At 42.0% G+C, this 20,197-nt stretch carries 22 protein-coding genes; 19 read left to right on the plus strand and 3 right to left on the minus strand.

Going from position 1 to position 20,197, the window contains the following annotated elements:
• Positions 1-2: 2 nt before the first annotated feature.
• From QQK00_RS11325 to QQK00_RS11395, 15 genes are all read left to right on the plus strand, one after another.
• The gene (locus QQK00_RS11325) at positions 3-752 is read left to right on the plus strand and encodes an SH3 domain-containing protein (protein WP_284217687.1); all 750 of its coding nucleotides are present in this window, start codon (positions 3-5) and stop codon (positions 750-752) included.
• A gap of 9 nt (positions 753-761) precedes the next feature.
• Complete coding sequence (locus QQK00_RS11330) at positions 762-1,508, plus strand: outer membrane beta-barrel domain-containing protein (RefSeq protein WP_284217688.1); 747 nt, start codon at positions 762-764, stop codon at positions 1,506-1,508.
• 10 nt (positions 1,509-1,518) lie between these two features.
• Positions 1,519-2,022 carry a TlpA family protein disulfide reductase gene (locus QQK00_RS11335; RefSeq protein ID WP_284217689.1) on the plus strand — a complete coding sequence of 168 codons (504 nt, stop codon included), beginning with the start codon at positions 1,519-1,521 and terminating at the stop codon, positions 2,020-2,022.
• Positions 2,023-2,031: 9 nt separating this feature from the next.
• Positions 2,032-2,328, plus strand: coding sequence for a DUF4266 domain-containing protein (locus tag QQK00_RS11340; RefSeq protein WP_284217690.1), 297 nt, complete (start codon positions 2,032-2,034; stop codon positions 2,326-2,328).
• On the plus strand, positions 2,288-3,484 hold the full coding sequence (locus QQK00_RS11345; RefSeq protein WP_284217691.1) for a DUF3570 domain-containing protein: 1,197 nt from the start codon (positions 2,288-2,290) through the stop codon (positions 3,482-3,484). The genes QQK00_RS11340 and QQK00_RS11345 overlap by 41 nt, the downstream gene beginning before the upstream one ends.
• A 2-nt stretch (positions 3,485-3,486) precedes the next feature.
• Positions 3,487-4,053 carry a hypothetical protein gene (locus QQK00_RS11350; protein WP_284217692.1) on the plus strand — a complete coding sequence of 189 codons (567 nt, stop codon included), beginning with the start codon at positions 3,487-3,489 and terminating at the stop codon, positions 4,051-4,053.
• Between the two features lie 106 nt (positions 4,054-4,159).
• Positions 4,160-6,193, plus strand: coding sequence for a tetratricopeptide repeat protein (locus QQK00_RS11355; RefSeq protein ID WP_284217693.1), 2,034 nt, complete (start codon positions 4,160-4,162; stop codon positions 6,191-6,193).
• Entirely contained in the window at positions 6,190-9,519 is a 3,330-nt protein-coding gene (locus tag QQK00_RS11360) for a tetratricopeptide repeat protein (RefSeq protein WP_284217694.1), read from the plus strand. The genes QQK00_RS11355 and QQK00_RS11360 overlap by 4 nt, the downstream gene beginning before the upstream one ends.
• The gene (locus QQK00_RS11365) at positions 9,509-10,366 is read left to right on the plus strand and encodes a tetratricopeptide repeat protein (protein ID WP_284217695.1); all 858 of its coding nucleotides are present in this window, start codon (positions 9,509-9,511) and stop codon (positions 10,364-10,366) included. Before QQK00_RS11360 ends, QQK00_RS11365 begins: the two co-directional genes overlap by 11 nt.
• Positions 10,366-10,776: a hypothetical protein gene (locus tag QQK00_RS11370; RefSeq protein WP_284217696.1), complete on the plus strand. Its 411-nt coding sequence runs from the start codon at positions 10,366-10,368 to the stop codon at positions 10,774-10,776. The genes QQK00_RS11365 and QQK00_RS11370 overlap by 1 nt, the downstream gene beginning before the upstream one ends.
• Before the next feature lie 150 nt (positions 10,777-10,926).
• The gene (locus QQK00_RS11375; protein ID WP_284217697.1) at positions 10,927-11,592 is read left to right on the plus strand and encodes a MotA/TolQ/ExbB proton channel family protein; all 666 of its coding nucleotides are present in this window, start codon (positions 10,927-10,929) and stop codon (positions 11,590-11,592) included.
• Positions 11,593-11,604: 12 nt separating this feature from the next.
• The gene (locus QQK00_RS11380) at positions 11,605-12,207 is read left to right on the plus strand and encodes a biopolymer transporter ExbD (protein WP_284217698.1); all 603 of its coding nucleotides are present in this window, start codon (positions 11,605-11,607) and stop codon (positions 12,205-12,207) included.
• A complete protein-coding gene (locus QQK00_RS11385) occupies positions 12,208-12,771 on the plus strand; it encodes an ExbD/TolR family protein (RefSeq protein WP_284217699.1) in 564 nt (187 codons plus the stop codon).
• The gene (locus QQK00_RS11390) at positions 12,768-13,790 is read left to right on the plus strand and encodes an AgmX/PglI C-terminal domain-containing protein (protein WP_284217700.1); all 1,023 of its coding nucleotides are present in this window, start codon (positions 12,768-12,770) and stop codon (positions 13,788-13,790) included. The genes QQK00_RS11385 and QQK00_RS11390 overlap by 4 nt, the downstream gene beginning before the upstream one ends.
• Before the next feature lie 126 nt (positions 13,791-13,916).
• On the plus strand, positions 13,917-14,594 hold the full coding sequence (locus tag QQK00_RS11395; protein ID WP_284217701.1) for a DUF4919 domain-containing protein: 678 nt from the start codon (positions 13,917-13,919) through the stop codon (positions 14,592-14,594).
• An 82-nt stretch (positions 14,595-14,676) separates the two neighbouring features.
• Here QQK00_RS11395 and QQK00_RS11400 read toward each other — a convergent pair whose 3' ends face one another.
• The 3 genes from QQK00_RS11400 to QQK00_RS11410 form a co-directional block, all read right to left on the minus strand.
• Positions 14,677-15,372, minus strand: coding sequence for a hypothetical protein (locus tag QQK00_RS11400; protein ID WP_284217702.1), 696 nt, complete (start codon positions 15,370-15,372; stop codon positions 14,677-14,679).
• A gap of 253 nt (positions 15,373-15,625) precedes the next feature.
• Positions 15,626-16,261, minus strand: coding sequence for a CPBP family intramembrane glutamic endopeptidase (locus QQK00_RS11405; protein WP_284217703.1), 636 nt, complete (start codon positions 16,259-16,261; stop codon positions 15,626-15,628).
• A 171-nt stretch (positions 16,262-16,432) separates the two neighbouring features.
• Positions 16,433-18,595, minus strand: a complete 2,163-nt coding sequence (locus tag QQK00_RS11410) for an exonuclease domain-containing protein (protein WP_284217704.1) — start codon at positions 18,593-18,595, stop codon at positions 16,433-16,435.
• 116 nt (positions 18,596-18,711) lie between these two features.
• On the opposite strand from QQK00_RS11410, the gene QQK00_RS11415 reads away from it, so the two are divergent.
• From QQK00_RS11415 to QQK00_RS11430, 4 genes are all read left to right on the plus strand, one after another.
• On the plus strand, positions 18,712-18,903 hold the full coding sequence (locus QQK00_RS11415; protein WP_284217705.1) for a zinc ribbon domain-containing protein: 192 nt from the start codon (positions 18,712-18,714) through the stop codon (positions 18,901-18,903).
• 3 nt (positions 18,904-18,906) lie between these two features.
• On the plus strand, positions 18,907-19,551 hold the full coding sequence (locus QQK00_RS11420; protein WP_284217706.1) for a flavin reductase family protein: 645 nt from the start codon (positions 18,907-18,909) through the stop codon (positions 19,549-19,551).
• On the plus strand, positions 19,548-19,673 hold the full coding sequence (locus QQK00_RS11425) for a hypothetical protein (protein WP_284217707.1): 126 nt from the start codon (positions 19,548-19,550) through the stop codon (positions 19,671-19,673). Before QQK00_RS11420 ends, QQK00_RS11425 begins: the two co-directional genes overlap by 4 nt.
• 200 nt (positions 19,674-19,873) lie before the next feature.
• Complete coding sequence (locus QQK00_RS11430; RefSeq protein ID WP_284217708.1) at positions 19,874-20,164, plus strand: high-potential iron-sulfur protein; 291 nt, start codon at positions 19,874-19,876, stop codon at positions 20,162-20,164.
• Positions 20,165-20,197: the final 33 nt, after the last annotated feature.

The raw sequence follows: 20,197 nt of genomic DNA on the forward strand, positions 1-20,197 counted from the left end.
ACGTGTTTAAACATATTGTCCTCTTTTTTCTTATGGTATTGAGCGCAAAAATTTTAAGTGCGGATGAATTGCGGGTGACGGTGACGTCGCAGTTTACTAACGTCCATTCTGGCCCCGCTGATGAATATCCAGTGTTTTATGTGATCAGTAAAGGCGAAGAGATAGACATCCTTAAAGAGCGCACGGATTGGTACAAAATACGCACGGTTGGCGTGAAAGCGAAGCAAATTGAGGGTTGGATTTATCGAGATGCACTAACGGCAACGGTGCTCAAAAATGGCGTAGGATTGAAAGCGCCTACTGGCAGTTTTGAAGATTACCAGTCACGTGATATTGAGCTTACTTTTATGGGTGGAGTGTTAGATAACACGGCAGCGCTGTCAGCGACAGGTTCATGGATTTGGACAAGAAACATTGCTGTCGACGCAAATTATACACAAGCACTAGGTGACTTTTCTGACAATAAGTTATGGTCGATTCGCATGCGGCATACAGTATTTCCTGCCTGGAAGGTCAGCCCCTACTTAGCGTTGGGAACGGGAGAAATCAGAACTAAGCCGAAAGCTAGCTTAGTGCAATCTGGCGATGATGTGCGTAAAAGTAGCCACTACGAAGTTGGTTTGGGGGTTAGGTATTATTTGACGGATGGGGTATTGGTAAACGCCGAGTATCGCAGCGTATTGGCCTTAACCGACAGAGATGAACAAGAGCGAATTGATCAGTGGCTCATTGGTGCCAGTGTTTTCTTCTAAGTTGAATGTATGATTAAACGATTAAGTGATGTAGATATGCATGTAGCATTAAAAACAAGTATCTCAACAACGCGAGACGTGCTTATTTCAAATAGGTTGAAAGGTGTAGTTTCGTATTGCGTATTATGTTTGATACTCCTCTTCATTCACGCGCAAATAGCGATGGCGCAGGAAGATGTAGTCTCTTCAAATCGTTCCAGTGGCGATACTAATATTGATCCAAATATTGAAAGGAGAAGTGTAGAGGAATTTGATATTGATTCTGAAAACATTGAGGTAGGCGTTTTTGCAGGCATTATTAGTATTGAAGATTTTTCTTCAGATGTGGTACTGGGTGCCAGAATTGCATATCACGTAAGCGAAAACGTATTTATAGAAGCGACCTATGGACAAGCGACGGCAGGTGAAACGAGCTTTGAAGTTTTATCTGGCGGGGCGCCATTCTTGACTGAAGAAGAGCGAGACTACACCTACTATGACGTATCTCTTGGATACAATTTTAATGGTGAAGTATTTTTTACCAAAGATTTGGTTTTTAATACGGATTTCTTTGTGACATTAGGGGCAGGAAATACAGACTTTGCAGGTGACGAGCGTTTTACGGTTTCAGCGGGGATAGGGTATCGATTACTTGTGACAGATTATCTATCGGTACGATTTGATGTACGTGATCATGTCTTCGACAGCGATATCATTGGTGTAGAAAAGAGCGTACACAATTTGATGTTTACGCTTTCCACCAGCATTTTCTTTTAGTGAGACAGCAATGATGAATACCTTATTATCTCAACGCCGCTTTTTTGCCTTTTCAATTTCCGTTGTTTTGAGCATCTGCTCAACTGCATATGCAAGCTCCCCTGCACCTGATTTCACGCTTAAAAGTAAGGACAGTGGCAATATTCGCCTATCTGAGCAGCGCGGCAATATGGTGCTCATTAATTTTTGGGCTAGTTGGTGCGGGCCTTGTCGTCAGGAACTACCTGAAATGGAAGCCTTGTACCAAGAATATCAAGACATGGGTTTTGAAATATTAGCTGTGAATGTCGATGATGACTCCAGCAAAGCAAATATTTTACTTGATGATGTTGAGGTGAGTTTTCCGGTCTTGTATGACCCTGAGGGGCAAGTCAGTCAACTATACGATGTTAACGCGATGCCGACAACTGTGATTGTTGACAGAGACGGCAACCAGCGCTTAGTTCACCTTGGTTACAGAGCGGGTGATGAAGCTAAGTATGAAAAAGCGATTAAGATGTTACTGCGGGAATAAGGATTTTACATGATACCGGGAAGACATAAATTAGGGCTTGTACTTATAAGTTTGCTTGGATTAAGCGCGTGTTCATCGACATCTAATACATCGATTGAGTCAAGCACCGAAAATTCAGAGCGTACCGGTAGCTTTTTCGATATTGGGCCTTGGGTTAAACCCTATGAACGCAGTAATTTGGCTGATCCAATTATGGCAATAGGCCGAAACCCAATTGCTTTATCTTATGCTAAGCATGTACACGAGTCCCGTGAAGGGGCGCGCGGTGCTGACGGTTCAGCAGGTGGCGGTTGTGGTTGCAACTAAATATACAATGAACAGCGTACCTGTTGGGTTTGTCGTAAAGACGATGGTCGGTTTATTTTGTTTACTATGTTCGAGTATCGGATTTAGTGCAGTATTGCCCCAAGACCGTTCAGACGTGATGTATCACAAATATTCGGGAGACGGAGTGAGTATCGATGGACCGTCAATCTTATTGCGAAAGCAAGTTGGTAGTCATGTCTCACTTAGTGCAAATTATTACGTTGATACTGTCAGTGGCGCATCTATTGATGTGCGAGCAACAGCATCGCCGTATCAAGAAGAACGTAAAGAAACGACCTTAGGTGGCGATTTTTTGCATGAAAAAACCTTACTTAGCGTCAGTTATACCAATAGTAGCGAAAATGATTTTGAAGCAAATTCTGTTTACTTGGGCGTGAGTCAAGATTTCTTTGGTGATTTAAGTACAGTGTCGTTGTCTTGGTCTAAAGGTTGGGACGAGGTAGGTGTGCGTGGTGATGAGAGTTTTGCTGAAGAGGCTGACAGGCAAAAATTCGGTTTTGGCTTTACTCAAATCATGACTAAGAATCTGATTATGGGCTTGAGTGCAGAACACGTATCGGATGAAGGCTACTTAAATAATCCTTATCGAAGTGTTCGCTTTTTAGATAGTGAAAGTGATCGAGGGTTTAGGTTTGCCAGAGAAGTGTATCCCAATACTCGGTCATCCAATGCCTACTCCATAAATGCGAATTACTATTTACCCTATCGCGCGGCACTCTATGCAGATGCAAGAGTTTACGACGACTCATGGGGCATTACAGCGAACAACTATAAGTTGGGCTACATTCACCCCATTGGGCATTGGATTATTGATGTATTTGCACGGCACTACAGTCAGGAAAGTGCAGATTTTTATCGAGATATATTTTCTCGCCCAAACGAATTTAATTTTATGGCGCGAGACAAAGAGATGAGCACCTACACAGGTTTAACGGCTGGGCTTCATCTTTCATATGAATGGCAGTTTTCTCAAACGGCGACATTCAAGAAAAGCAGTGTGCATGTTGAATATGATTATATGCGCTTTGATTACGATAACTTCAGGGATGTGACCGCAGATGCCCCCGTCGGTGAAGAGCCTTTGTTTGGTTTTTCTGCCAACGTCCTGAAAATTTATGCTTCGGTGTGGTATTAATTATGCGTTTACTCTCTCGCTTGTCTCCCTTTGTTTATCTTGCAATTTTATTGTTGGCAATTACCTTTTTTGCTGAAGCACAAGCGCGTCAAACTGACCTTGGTGCGGGTGTTGTTAATGATGGTGATTCTGCACTAGCAAAAGATATTGAAAGTTTGCGTCAAGCAATGGTGAGTTTAAACAGAGACTTATTTATTCTTGAAGAAGATTTGCTTTTTCCGTCGTCGACGCAGGTTGCCGTATATTTAGCGATGGATATTGGTGAGTATTTCGCGCTAGACGCCGTTGAATTGCGAATCAATGACAAAGTGGTGACAAATTATCTATATACAGAGCGTCAAGTAAACGCCTTGTATCGTGGTGGTGTGCAGCGTTTGTACCTTGGTAATATTCCGCAAGGCAAGCATCAAATGACGGCGTATTTTGTTGGTATTGGTCCAGAGCAACGTGAGTATAAGCGTGCGGTAAGTATAGCGCTTGATAAAAGCGATGAGCCCTTAGCCATCGAATTGCAGGTGCTTGATTCAACCGCTAAGCAGCAGCCTATTTTTACTGCCACTGTTTTGTAAATACGTACCAAAGATGCGCTTCCTCATATACATCATAGCACTAGGTATTTTTTCACTATGCCTCTGCTGTATCGGTCAAGTAAAAGCACAAACGTCAATAAATACTTTGACAAAAACCGCTATTGCTTCAGAAAAACAAGTATATGCAGACTTTTATCATGTCATGTACACCTATTTTGAAGCAGATTACCTTGGTACCTTAAATAAGATTGAAAAGTCGCATAAACGACATGGCTTTAATGCGCTTACCAGTGATGACAAGGACCGTTTAACCTTAATTAAAGGCGCTGCTCAGTTGAACTTAGGTCTTCATACAAAAGCGCAAGAGAACTTTCTTAGTCTACTGAATAAAAATAGTTCGCAATATGTAAAAGCCAATACTTGGTTTTGGCTAGCGCGTACAGGTTTTGAGAATAATCAAGCCGATATGAGTGTAAAAGCATACGAAGCTGTCAGTAGTAACGGTTTAGAAAGCGAACTGTCGACAGCGCATTGGCAGTCTTTAATCTACATGGCTGCCTATACCAACATGCACAATGATGAAGAATGGGAACCCTTGCTCGCACAATTAGAAAATGACAGCATCTACTCAAGCTACTTATTAGCCAATTTAGCTGGCCGTCACTTCAACAGCGAAAACTACGCAGCGGCTACCCAAGGTTTTGTTGCTGCAAAGCAAGCATTGCTTCAATACCAATCTCAACAACACGCTTTTACTCGACGAGCCATAGGGTTTACTCGAAGCATTGGCAATGCCGCAGCATTTTATTTATCACCATGGCGCTGGTTTAGCGATGATCCAAATAAACACGCTCAGCGTCGTCAGAATGAAGCTAGGGAGAGACAAGCGCTGCACGAGAGTGATGCCCTATTCGATCGTCTAAACCTCCAACTCGCACATAGCTTACTCAAACAGCAAGATGATGTGGATGCATTAGCGGTAATAAACACTGTCAGTGCCAACAGTGGAGACAGCCAACAAGCCTTGCTTACGCTTGGGTGGACCCACGCAGAACAGAATCGTTGGCAAGCGGCGGTAGATACATGGCAATACTTACGTGAGCTAGGGCCAGGGATATTTCAGTTGCAAGCCAGCTATGGCTTGGCTTACGCCTATCAACAACAAGGTCTTTTTGTTGAAGCGTTTTATGCGCTTGAAGATACAGGCGTTCAAATATCTACAACCTTAGATGGCCTTGCACAGTTTGAACAAGATATTGGCGCAGACAATTTTTTTGATGACTATGAGTCGCTATGGCCACAAGCCTTGTTGGATATAAAACGAACATTTTTAACGCAGAATGTAACACATGTGGAAACGGACGGTAGTGCGCAAGCCAACGATGTGAATCCACATTATTTGCTCAATGCCCGGCGACAATTGGCGGCCATTTTAACGACCTTATCTAACAAAGCTGAACAACTTGAGGTACTAAAAGGTTTGCTTGAAGAAAGAGAGCAGCGCTTTGTTGGACGCGTAAATGGACTTTCTTTAGAAGAGAAGGCGGCGCATATTGCGAATACTAAGCTGCATTTGCAAGATATGCAAAAACGCCTCAATCCTACAACAGAACTAGCAAGACAAACGCTTATGTTGTCCATGACGAGTAAAATACAGCAATCGGCATGGCAGCGTTTGAATAATGCTAATGCACGCCACGCGAGGCTAACTCTTAATCTACCCCGTAACGATCCTCCACATAACAAACCACTTAAGCCTAGCTATAAAAAGCGTTTGGCGCGTATTGAGGGGATTTTAAAGTGGCAAATGGAAGACAGTTATGTCGTTAAGCGCTGGGAACATCTTCGCCAATTGCAAGCAGCAACTGAAATACTGACGAAAGCAGAACATGCGTATAGACGAGTCAGTAGCATCGGCGCAACAAATGATGAGTTTGCGTTAACACGCGTAAAAATAGAGATATTAGAAAAACAAATTGCTCAGCGCCGCAAACAAAGTTCTGACTTGCATCAACAAGTTGAACATCGTTTACGTGAGCACTTGTTATCTATTATTTCTCTGCGGACTGAGCAATTAAAAACACAATGGGTAAATACGCGACTAGCAAAAATTCGATTGCAAGATTTACAGGGTGAATTGCTTGTACCAAGCACGTCGTCAGCAGGTGGCTCGCAATGAAGGCACTGGGCATACTATTGAGACTGTTTATTCTTATTTGCCCTATATTATTGGTCTCTGCTTGTGGTATGGCACTTTGGTCACCTGAAGAAACGGATAAAACCAATGTATTAAGTAATGCACAAGTCGCGAAGCAACAAACGTTGTTGGCGGGGAGAAGTTCACGCCCACCGCTTTCGAGCTTAAATTTATTGCCTGCAAGAACATCGGAGAATACTTATTCTTCTAATTTACAAAACGATAAAGCGAATAAAAAACATCAAGTCCCTCAGCTTTCTCTCACAGAAAAGCGCGATGAGTATATGGCATTGTTGGCGCTCGTGGTTGACCCTGAACAGCGCAGGCAAATCCGTTTTCGCTTAGCTGATATTCAGATGTTGTTGGCGGAAGTGCAACTAGAGCAAGGAAATGAAGCACCGAATCAATCTTACTTTGGCGAAGCAATCGCGGCATATTTACAGGTGTTAAATAACAATGAAGTGGTAACGCCCATGCCGGGTTCAAGTCTCACAGAAGAAGAACAAGCGCTTAACATAAAAATGATGGATGCTATGTATCAGTTGTCTAGAGCGCTAGATCTGGCGGGTGAAAGAGAACAAAGTGTTGATGTTGCGAAAGAATTTATTGCTAGCTTTAACCCGAATAGTTTTGCGATAACTAACAAGCATGTTGAGCTTTGGTTTCGCATTGGTGAACATTATTTTACCCAACAAAAATTTGCCCAAGCAATTCACTATTATCGTCAAGTGCTAGCGTATCCCAATTATGGCGATTTTTACGGTATATCAGCCTATATGTTGGGATGGAGCTACTTCAAATTAGATGAATATAACGATGCACTAATTGCATTTGATAAGTTACTTAAACACTCTATGTCTAATCAAGCAGCGCTTGCGTCTAAAACCTTAGACGATATTCAATTGAGTAAAGGCATTAAACGGCTAGTTGAAGATAGTTTACGTGTGATGGCGATTACGTTTTCCTATCAAGGAAATGGCAAGGCGATTACACAGTTTTACCGTGAGCATGGCGAACAATTGTACCAACATCTTGTTTATGAGGAGCTCGCGCAACAGTATTTAGATGACGACCGTTATATCGACAGTGCAGAGGTATTGCTAGGGTTTGCGAGAAATTGGCCCAGCCACCCGCGCGCTGTGTCTTTTTATATCCGTCATATCGACGCATTTATTCTTGGTGATTTTCCAGACAGAGTGTTTATGGCAAAGCAAGGATTTGTCTCGCTCTATGGCTTGGGAAAGGGGGTTGTCGATACGATGCAATCCCCAATCGGCTCCCAAGCATTGCCTTATTTAAAGCAATATTTACCTGAACTCGCACAAACTGAACATAGTGTTGCGCAACAACTAGAGAGATATCTTAAGGTTGAGCAAACGCTCGACACGAGTGACGACCATGCAGATTATCAGACTGCATTTGTCGACGGTGGCAAAAAAGAGGGTAAAAGCAATGCAGACGTATGGCGAAAAATGCCGGTAGCGGCATTAAAACAAGAAAAAAATGCGGCATACGAATCCGCTATTTACTATTACGACAATTTCATTCAGACGTTCACCGATGTAGAAGATATGTCGGCAAAGATAGCAGAACTTCGTTTTTATATGGCTGAGGCTTTGTTTGCACTTGGTCTTTACCTGGAGGCAATCACTGCGTTTGAAACTTATGCCTATAAAGACAAAGTAAATCCTATGGCGGTGGAAGCTGCCTATGCTGGAATATTGGCTTGGCGAGCGCAAGAGATACAGTCAACAGTTTCAAAAAAGCAAGCGATAGATAGTCGCAGCCAACCCGAGAATATTACCGACAATGCAATGGCGTTGTCGACGCCAATTGTCCAGTACACTCCGTCGCAACAAGCGCAAAAACGGTTTGTGGAGACATTTGAGGGTGACCCCCGTAGCGTTGAAATTGGTATCAGTCTGATGCAGACCTTATTTGTATCAAAGCATCATATTGAAGCCATTAAGTGGGCGGCTTGGGTATTAGTAGACGCAAGAGACCAACATAGATTTTCGAATGCACAGCTAGATTCGGCCTATTTGGTTACCGCACAAAGCTATTATGCGCTGAATAATTTTGCTCAGGCAGAGGTTTACTATGCGCAAATCATCAATCGCTTGAATTATTCTGATGAGCGGGTTGTAGAACTGAGAGACGCCCTCGCAGCATCAATATTCAAACAAGCGGAAGTCGCCTTAAACAAGGTGAATTTGGATAAACAAGCGATTGCTCGTTTAGATCTCGCATCGGCCGATTTGTCGGAATCAAGCCATATTGGATTAAATGAAGCACTTACTCATCTGCAACGTCTTATGGATAAAACGCCGAATGTTGATGTTCGAACCTTAGCGCAATTTGATAGTGCAACATACTATGCGCTGCTAGGCAATTGGCAGCGAGCCATTGAATTGTGGCAAGACTTCAAACAACGGTTTCCGCAACATGAATTAACGCCCGCTATTGAGCCTCAATTACTGTTTGCGTTTGAACAAACCGAAGATTGGCAGCCCGCCGCAGAAATGCTGCTTGCGCAATATTTTAATGATAAAACGTCGGCACAAGCATCTGTGCAACTTTTTACTGCTGCGGAATACTTCGACAAAGCCACAAACAGAGAGATGGCACTCGATAGCTATCGTCGTTTTGCTCATGCTTTTCCCACACCTATTGCGAATGCAAATGAAGCTAGATACAAACTCAGTGAATTTTATTTGCAATCCAATGAAGACAGTAAGCGAAGGTATTGGTTAAACAAAATGATGCAGGCACAGCTTCAACTTGCAAAAGCATCGACAAATAATGACCCCAGCACAGCAGGTACACCGCGCTCCCGTTATTTAGCGGGGATGTCAGCAATGGTATTTGCTGAAGACGCCTTTCAGGTGTATAAACGTGTGAAGCTGACCGCGCCACTCGATAAAAGCCTTGCAAAAAAACAACACGCCTTAAGCAAGACGATAGATGCGTATGACCGAGTAATGTCTTTTGCGGTCGCTGAATATACCACGGCGGCAAATTATAGAGTCGCAAGAGTGTATGACATGCTAGCACAAGATCTGATGGACTCAGAGCGGCCTGATAATTTAAGCGCATTAGAAGCATCTCAATACGATATTTTGCTGGAAGAACAAGCGTTTCCATTTGAAGAAACCGCGATTCAAATGCACGAAAATAATATTAATCGCGTTAAAAGTGGCCTTTATGATGAACATATTAAAAAGAGCTTCGTAGCGTTAAGCAAAGCCTTACCAGTAAAGTACAATAAACCAGTGCTGCTTGAAGAGGTAAACGCAGATGAATTGTAGTCTGAAGAAAAGACCTTACTTTGCATGTAAAATCGTTGTGCTGGTTATATGGATAGTAAGTGTTAGTGCTTGTGTCAACTTACGCACCATGAAACAAAGTGACGTTGAAGAGACGAGTGCACCTGAAACTGCAAACGCGACAGCTTCGCAAACAATACCCGTTGCTGAGCAAACGACTCTTGACAAGGAACAAGTCGCAGTCAAATTAGACCCAGATATCTTAGTAGCTAAGTCTCTCTATGCTAAACCGAACCTATATCAACAGCACTATCAACAGAACAACCCTGCTCAACGTAAATTCCTTTTGCAAGCACTAGCCGCGTACTCAAATGAAAACTGGCAAACGGGTTTAGCGCATATTGAACAAGCGTCTGCGCTGGGTAAGCTAAATAGTGCAGCATACGTGTTAAAAAGTGATTTAGCCTTGGCGCTAAATAACGCTGAACTAGCAATCATAGCCTTGCAAAGTGCGCTTGAGGTAAACAAATATGATGCAAAAGCGTTGAATCGTTTGGCAAGTTTAATGCGAGAGCAAGGTGATTTTTCTCGCGCACTTAGTCTGTTGAACCGTGCTATTGCGGCGACGCCCAGCGATGCTGCATCTTACCGTAACAGGGGAGTGTTGTATGACTTGTATCTCAATCAAAAGCCTCAAGCACGAGTGGATTATCAGCATTATCTAGCCTTACTTAAACTCGACAATAGTCGCAGCGATGCTAGTGTTGATAAGGTAAAGACAGATCAAGTAGAGAAAAACATTAAACTTGTCTCTCGCTGGTTAGTCGATCTTTCTCGACAAATAAAGGCCAGTGAACGTGCACAGCAATCTCAAATAGGTAGCGAATAATGAAAACATTACGCTACATATATGTGTGTTTATTAGGTCTATCGTTTCAACCTTTGTTCGCCATTGCGCAAACGCCCACAACGGGTGAAGAAAATACGCGCAGCGAAAATGCCGTCAATCGCATTGATGCACAAAATGAAAGCGACGGTGTGCTCCGTTTGCAAGATACTATTCGAGGGAACAAAGAGCAGCCTCAGGTGCTAAGTATTGTGCCATGGCAATTACCTACCCATAAGCGTATTGATGCCACGACCGAATGGCAGCCAATTGTGGATAAAATGGCGCCATTAGAACGAGGTCAATTTTTGAGGGAATTACAGCTGTTGGGTGCTGAGAATATAGCCGACACAGGGTCAAGTGAAAGTAATAGTGCAAGTAATAGCCGAAGCGACCATACAGGAAACGAGTAGGTATATGTTTATACACCAAAAATTTGAATCGAATACACTTTATCCGCCGCATGCATCGTATAGTGCAGAGGATAAAGGTGCGGGCTCGTTTGGGCAGTATAGCATTTACAAAATTAGACATGATCAATTAACCGTCTGGAGTTATTTATAGTGGATATCCTCGATACCATCACACGTTTTTTTCAGGAAGGCGGTTCGTTTATGCTTCCTATCGCCATTGTATTAGCGATAGGTTTAGCGATTACCATCGAACGTTATATTTTTTTAATTGCCGCCACGGCGACGAATAAACGCGCATTTAAAGACATTGAGCCTTTACTCGCTAAGCAACGCTTTGACCAAGTGATTCAGGTAACCAGACAAAGCAAGGCACCGATTAGTCGAGTGATTGCTGCTGGGATCGATAGATTGAAAGTGTCTCCAAGACGCGAAGATATTGAGTATGCAATGGAAGAAGGGTTAATGGAAACGGTACCTCGTTTAGAAAAACGTACTGCGTATCTCGCGACCTTGGCGAATATTGCAACCTTATTAGGTTTATTAGGGACGATAATCGGGTTGATTGCCGCATTTTCGGCAGTCGCTAATGCAGATCCTTCAGAAAAAGCCAGTTTACTTTCTTCTTCTATTTCAGTGGCAATGAATACAACCGCGTTTGGCCTTATTTCTGCAATTCCGTTGTTGGGTTTTCATGCTCTCTTGCAAACAAAGACGACCGAAATTGTGGATAGCATGGAAATGGCGGGTGTAAAATGCCTCAACAGTATTATTTCAACGCAAAGCATACAGCCACAAACCCGTGCGTCCGACGCTTAAGGTTATACGTAAATGAGAGTACGTGGCTTAAAACGAGTGAAAAAAGAAGATGCTGAATTAGATATTACATCTTTTATGAATCTCATGATTGTGCTCGTGCCAGTGTTGTTAATGATGATGGTGTTTTCTCGTATTACCATTGTTGAACTTAGCTTACCTGGATTAGCGGCTGAGGCTTCGTCAGAAGATATCGCGAAGGAAACCTTAGAGGTGCATGTAAAGGAAAATAGTATTGATGTGTTTTTTCCTCAGGGGTATTTAGTTGAGTCTATCCCAGTGTTTGTGATTGACGATAGTGATACGACAGAGTATTCACCTCAATATGATTTTCAAAGCTTGCAAAGCACACTAAAGCAGATAAAGCAGACCTTAGTGAACAAAGGGGTCGAGAAGAAAGATATAACCTTGTTGTTACCTCAAAATGCCGACTACCAAACGATTGTGACACTCATTGATACGACGCGTTCTTACAAGGATGTACTGATAAATTCGATTGTAGATGCTGAATTGTTTCCCGATGTGTCATTGGGGGACGCGATTGAGGATTTGTCTCTAACGGCGCCACGTATTTCAGACTTGCCCAGTGCAACTGCGTCGACAGTATCGGAGTTATAGATGAAACAATCGATGCGCGCCAAACGGATGGCAAGACACCACAAGCGGAATCAGGCAAAGTCAAAGCTTAGTTTGGTTTCGTTGATGGACATTTTTACAATTTTAGTGTTTTTTTTAATGCTAAATGCCTCTGACGTACAAGTGCTTCAATCCGACGATTCTGTTTCCTTACCAATATCCACTGCGGATAAAGCTGCGGCAGAAACGTTGTTAATGCTAGTCACGCCGAGTGAAGTATTGATTCAAGGTCGCAAGGTGTCGACCACTGCTGCGCTCGCGAGAAAGGAAAAGCGCGCGCTTGAGGCGTTAAAAGCAGAGTTGGATTACCATACCGCGAGAAAGTCTCAGCTCCCTGAGGAAAAGGCTAGTCAGCAAGCGACTGCTCAAACGATGGCGCAGTCAATTACTATGTCAATTACCATAATGGGTGATAGCCAAGTGGAGTATGCTGTGTTGAAGCAAATCATGCAGGTCTGTGCTTCAGCCGGCTACACAAAATTAGCCTTGGCCGTTGAAAACAAAAGCGATACTGGATCTGCGTTAAGTGCCGGTGGCATGCAATGAGTTCGGTTGCTTCTGACACCCTATTCAGCAGTCAATTACCTTGGGATAGTGCGGCTGCTGAAAATGGACGTTTTGGTAAAATTACCCTCGTTATTTTATTGTTTACGCTTTTGTTTGCTGCGTATGTGGGTATTACCGATTTACCTGATATTCCACGAGAGCAAAAAGAAGAATTACCACCGCAACTTGCGAGAATAATACAAGTACAAGAACAAGCACCTGTAACACCACCAGTACCAATTGAGCCTGAACCACTGCCTGAACCAGAGGAACCTGCTCCAGTACCAGAAGTGCAAGAGAAAGATCTCGTTGAGCCACAGCCCAAGCCAGAACCTGAAGACAAAATTAAACCCGTATCTGTGCCTGAAAAAGAGATACCCGTTGAAGTTTCGGCAGCGGAAAAAGTAAAACAAGCGCGTGAGACAGCAAAAAGCAAAGGAGTGCTCGCACTGAGCGACACATTAGCAAGTATGCGTGAATCTACAAATTTACAGAACTTGGCCAATACCCAACAAACAACGGGTGGTGGACAAGCTGCACTTACGCAGCGAAATACCATTGCTGCACCTGTCTTAGCTACTAGCGGTGGCATTCAATCCGGGCCTGTCTCGAGCGATATGGGTGCCAAAGGAGAATTGAGTGGGCGGCGCAATACAGAATTTGTTGCGGCAAGTGAAGGTGAAGCGTCCATCGCGACTAAACGAATTGAGCAAAAACAACAAGTGATTGGCAATCGCGAGCTAGATAAAATTCGTCAAACGCTTGATGCAAACAAAGGCGCGGTATATTCGCTCTACAGGAGAGCATTAAGACAAGACCCAAGTATTGAAGGTAAGCTATCGGTTAAATTAGTCATCATGCCGGACGGTACCTTGTCATCAGTTACTTTGATTGATTCAGAATTAGATGCGCCAGAATTGGTTGAAAAGCTGATTCAAAGGATTCGACTAATTAACTTTGGTGCGGAAAACGTTTCGCAGACAGAGTTAGAATACGCATATAACTTTTTGCCTTACTAAACGCTTGTTTCTGATTGTTTTTTGTTCCATGTGGAACCTTTTTACACTTGTAGCTAAAAAATAATGTAATTCTTGTGTACACTTGTGGTCGAAGAATTCGTGTTATTTAATCAAGGATTGAGCGCTATGTTAAAGCGACTATTCATTTGTTGTTTTATATTGTTATTAGGCGCTTGTGGGGCAACCGACAAATCGACTGAGCCTAAGCAAGTCTTAAATTATGCTAAGAGTGATGCTGATTTTCGCGCGTTAGCAACAAAAATTCGAAACCAATCTGCGTCGCCTGAGGATGTAGATCGTATTCTTCGATTGTATCCACTAACCTCAAGTTATCGCCCTGAAAGTCCAGCAGAGCAGTCAGCGAAAGTAAAATCAGAGCAATTTATTCAACAAAATAGTTGGTTGCGTTGCATACAGATAAACAGGCAGCTATTGCAAACAAATTTTACGTCTCTCATTGGGCATTATGGAATGGCGATATGTTCGCAAGAGGCAGGAGACAATGCGTCGGCACAATACCACAACTGGGTGCTAGATGCGTTTATTGAGGCGATTTGGCGCTCAGGGGATGGGCAAACACCGGAAACGGCTTTTTACATTAATAGCACACACGATTTATATGCTTTTATCCAACTTCATCAGTTGATGGCAGTGGAACAAGCGCTTATTTATCGAAATAAGTTACCGATTCAAAAAGTTATTGTACAAAACCCTGAGAGTCAAAAAAATTATACTTGGTATTTTGATTTAACACCGCAGTTTCGTAGGGCGCATATTGATAAGCTAGAAGGCCGAACAAATTGAATTTTTTGATTCGTACTTGTGCCTCTTAAAGTAGAAAAACGCACCGTTTTACGATGCGCTTTTTTTACAGTGCAATAATGATTTAGCTATTTTCTTTGTTTGTACTCATGTCTAGATATATAACAAATTTACCCGCCCAATCTTTCATCAATTGGCTAAACCAGCTGTAATTCATTGCATTGTCTGTTTCAATAAATACGCTGTCGAGCCCCCCGGCATCACGTCTGTCTTCAATTTCAAACATCGTTTGTTTGTCGGCGCCTTCAACGTTAATGACGATTGAAGACTGCCCAATATTCCTCACTAAGACATGCTCTCTCGTGAGTTTTTCAGGGCCAGTAATGAACAAGTCCTTTATTTGTGCGTTAACGATGAGCGCACCGTTTTCATATGTGTCTACGACATCCCACCCAGACAGTGTTAGCCTATCAACCAAATGGGCTTTTAAGGCTTTACTATAGTCATTGAGTACTTTGTTTCTATAATGCTTAGTTGTGTCGCTTCGATAAGTGTTCATCCAGTCCCTAGCAAAGTTAGCCTTTATATCACTTATATATACTTTACGAGACACTGGTATCACTGCGTCTTCAGCTACTTTTAGAGAGTCGAAATGGGGAGTGCCTACCGCCTCTAAGCCTTCGGTGCTTTGCTTTATGAACCCTGAGGCACCGGTCGAAAATAAAACCAAGGAGACAACAGCCAAAAGCCATGACTTTTTAGAAAGGTTAGTGAATTTGTTTGTTACCAAATTTATATGTGTAGATATACTATTTGCCATAACATTATCCTATTCATGTTTGTTTATTACCGAGTTCAACCAATCCTTTGTTGTATTAATTTTGTACGATTTAAATCAGTATAAATTAAAACCACTGGATTGCCAGTAATTCCCATGTCAGGTTAAAAATAAGATGTAATAAAGTTTATCAGCGCTATCTTGCGTGCAGCTTTACGAAATAAGCAATCGCAAATGTTTTCGAACGCTTTGTATGGTGTTGTGTTGCGCAATAATAACGGCGCTAGGTTTTTTACTATGAGGTAGGCGGTTGCGTTAATAGAAATGCGCCGAGCCCGATAGTAAAGAGAAAGCTACCCCACATACTATGTTCGATGATTACCACTAAGGTAGAGCGTGTTTGTATGTAACGATAACCGAAGATTAAGCCACCCACCCAAGTAACTGCAACCGCAATCCAATTGCCATAGACAATATGTGCAAGGCCAAAACAGAAGCTGCTTACTAACAAGCGGCCTGTTTTAGACGGTAATATGTTTTTATATCGGTGAAAAAAATAAGTCCTAAAGATGATTTCTTGAGGAATAACAGATACTAAGGGATAGATAAGTAAAGTGATGAGCCAAAGTGAATTATTTTGTATCGGCAAGGCTAAAAAGTAGTCGGGAAATATAAAATAAATACCAAGTGTCAATAAGCAAGCCCAAGGTGCAAAAAAGCGCACTGAAGACCGTAGATGGGATTTAATATTTTGCGTATGCCAAAGCCTAAATCGTTTGAACTGCTTGTCAACAAGTAACAAGCTGAGACAAACGACGCCCATGAAACCGAGCATAGGCATTAGCCACGCATCAATATCTTGTATTAGCAATACAATAATTACAGGCGAAATAAAGAATAGGCCAAAAAGCTCTAACCATCGACTAACCATGAAAACTAGGGTCTTACCTTTTATGAATAAAAATAGGATTATGCAACTAATGTGCAATTATTACATTTTTATGACAAATATACTTGAAGTTATCGGCAGATGATGGGCTTTAGTTATTTTTAACCAAAATCAGAGGATAATAACAATGACCTTGGCAGATAAAGACTGTCGTTACATGCTTGGCGCTGAGCGTTTGGCATTTACTAAATTTAGGAGTTCGCTTGCTGCTACTGCATCGGACATTGCGCGGTGATGTTTTTCCATTGTGATATCAAAATGCGCTGTTAAATTAGCTAGGGAGTATGACTTTAGTCCTTTATAGTGTTTTCGCATTTGTTGGACGGTGCACAGTTTGGGCCGTCGCCAGTATTTATCAATACGCGCGAATTCTTCTCGAATGAAGCCATAGTCAAAATTAACATTGTGCGCGACAAAAATAGCATTTTTCGTAAAATCATCCACCTTCTCCGCGACTTCAGAAAATATCGGTGCGTCTTTCACCATGTCGTTGTCTATGCCGGTCAGTTGGGTGATATTGGATGGAATAAATCTAAGTGGATTAATCAAAGACTGCCACTGATCCACGATTTCCCCCGCAATCACTTTGACCATACCTATTTCGGTAATTTTGTGGTGTTGCGCCCTGCCCCCAGTGGTTTCAATATCGACAACGACATACGGTTGCAGCGGATCGATAGTAAAATCTACGGTGGTTATTAATACGTTAAACCCTGCTTCGCGCATTTGCTGGATGCGCAAGAGTTGGTTACGTCTAAGTACGTCCCCTTCTCCTTTTACTTCCTCGAAGCGAAGCTTATTGTCATCCAATACCATTAAGTCTGGAAAACCATCGTTGGTTTGATGCCACGCTCGGCACATATTAAGCAGTACTGCGCTTATACTTGATAAGTCTGAGTGCCTGACAAGTACCGCTAGCTCGTCAATGAGCGTCGGATACCAATGAAAAATACTCTGCGAAAAGGCATAGTTTGCAGCCGCTATTTCCGCTAGATGAGTCAGCCATTTTTTTGGCGTATCTAGTGATGCCAACACACGTTTGATGGGTGCTTTTGCTTTTGTATAAAAACAATCTTGTTTTAAACACTCGGGTAAGTAATCAAATTCAGTCGTTAAACCTAAGCCTGGTGTTTCAAAAAGCACCGGCCAAAAAGTGAGGCCAAATAATGCCCGCCACAGATTGTTTTCGGTTTTAAATGCACGTTTATTCTGGTTTTCGTAGTACTCAACCACACCATGCTCAACCCTCCCCTTATGTATCTCATCTAAACGAATGTGCTGATTATTTTGTCTAAGCATATCAGTCATGATGCTAGTGCGTTTTTTCTGATATTTGCGTGCTAAAAAATCCTCTGCAAATATCAAAAGTTGATCGCTTAGTGGCGCGTCGATAATCGTATTTAAGTGATGTTCAACTTGTTCAGTTTTGCCATCTTTGTATGCTTCTCGGCACCATTTTTCTTGTGCATGGGGGTCTTTGCATGCAAGCAAATAATCGAGGGCTTTTGGCCTATCGTGAGTAAGCAGACGATGGGCTAATTTAAATTTAATGTTGTAGTGAATCGCTTCACTAGCGGCATCTTTGTAATCAGGTATTTGTTGAATGAGTGCATTAATTTGACTGCTATCAATAGTTGCCTCTGTCTTCAATCGTTGCTTCATATTTTGCAAGGTAAACATCATTAAGGCTGTTTGTTTACATTCAAACCTTGATTGCGCAGGTGTACTTTTCACCTGTGTGTCACGGGTTTTCATGACACCTAAGTCACGCAGCGAAAATTGATTTAGCCTATCTCGACAGTTACCAAAGTATAAAAACAGAAAATAATCCACGCAATCATCGCAATTACGCGCTAAATAGCGTTTTGCTGTCGCAGACTCAGGAATGGTTGTAGCAATAAGTGCGTGGCAGGCGCTTTGTAGTTGTAATTTGGGTATGCTTTTTTTTAGCGGTGAGACACTTTCGAATTTCGAACACTCTGCGTAAAGCGCAAACAACTCTTCTTTGGTAAAGATGTTGATAACATCATTTTTGTCCTCTGCACTTATTTCCCGTAGCCAAGCCAATTGTGTTAACTGCTTAGTCAAGTCTTCAATATTATTAAGCTCAGAAAATTGCAGTGTACTTTTCCGGATAAGACGTGATTTACGATTAATACATCTCACTAATAAGCATTGTTGCTCTTTTGTTGCAGAAAAATATTCTGTTAAAAAGGTTTTATGTTTGTCATGCAATAAATGCTCGTTGAATTCAATGACGAACTGTAAGAACTCGTTAAAGTGATCGAGGTAGTAAAATGTTGGCAAATCGCGCAAGATTTGAGTCACTCTAGTAAATATATTTTATACTGTTTTAATATACAGTATTTGTCAATATTTAAATCCGAAAAGTGTACTAAGGAGTATGCATTTACAATATAGGAGACGAATGTATGAGTTTGAGTCATGCGGAAACGTTTGAATGTCCATATTGTATGACCTATAACGATATAGAAATTGATCACGAAAATGATATCGGGCAGCAGCAAATAGTTGATTGCCAAATTTGTTGCTCGCCTATCGAAGTATACATTGAAGACAATGGTTTTGGATTATCTATTGTTGCAACTAGAGATGACGAATAAGGCATGCAAATTACACGGCAAGAAATTGCAGGAATGGACAAACGCTTTCGGGCAAATTTTATTAATAGTTTGTCTGGGTTTAAAAGTGCAAATTTAATCGGGACAGTGGATATGCAAGGCATTAGCAATTTATGCATAGTGAGCTCGGTATTCCATGTCGGCGCTAATCCACCTTTGCTAGGCATGATAATGCGACCTCATACCGTGGCGCGAGATACGTTGCAGAATATTAAAGACACTGAAGAGTTCACAATTAATCACGTGAATTCTAGTATGGTGCGGCAAGCGCATCAAACGTCTGCGCGTTACCCGTCTGATGTTAGCGAATTTGACGCGGTAGGGTTATCTCAATATAAAAGTACGCTGTTAAATGCGCCTTATGTTGAAGAGAGTAAAGTTCGAATAGGTATGCAGCTTCGAAGTATTCAAGAAATCGTATTGAATAAAACAGAACTCGTGATTGGGGAAATCATTGAAGTGCAGATGGACAACAAGTATGTATTAGAAGATGGCTTTATTGAATTAGAGCCAATGAATGGTGTGGTAGTCTCGGGCGTAGACGCCTATCATAGTACACAAATAATTGATCGTTTGAGTTATGCCAAGCCGGATGCGAGTGCGTCTTCGATTCGTGGGCATGCGAAATGATCCCAAATCTGACGCAATTGTTATTGGTTTGCGGTATAGCTTTTGCGGTTGTCGGTTTGATTATTTGGTTATTAATAAAAATACCCGGAGAGGACGGCGGTAGTGATCGATATGATGATTAATTGTTGCCTCATCAGGTGTTGTAAAAACTTTGATACGTCGCAAACAATTGCAGTATAAGGTTGTGAAGATCCCTTTAACTAGTGTATAAGTATATTAGATAATAAAAACAGAGGCTTGCCATTTAGGCAGGCCTTTGACGTTTATGGCTTTATGTAAAAAAGAATTATTATCATTATCAGTCTATCAATGAGGAAATGTTATGAAACAATTTGATCGCCGAGGCTTTTTGAAACTGTCAGGCTCGACGCTAATTGGTATGACGCTTGGTGGTGTAGCGTTGAGAGCAAATGCTCAAGAAAAATTGTCTTTAGAAGACCCAACAGCCGTAGCTTTAAAATATACCCATGCTTCTAAAGAAGAGGGTAAAAACTGTGCCAATTGTACGTATATTCAAGGAGAAGACGGCGCTGAGTGGCGTCCATGCGGTATCTTCCCCGGTAAATTAGTAAATGCTAAAGGTTGGTGCAGCGCTTGGATGAAAAAAGCGTAAACTAGCCGAAGATGCTCAGCAACTATACATAGC

Origin of the sequence: Agaribacter marinus (assembly GCF_030160655.1) — a bacterium.
Lineage (GTDB): Bacteria > Pseudomonadota > Gammaproteobacteria > Enterobacterales > Alteromonadaceae > Glaciecola > Glaciecola marina.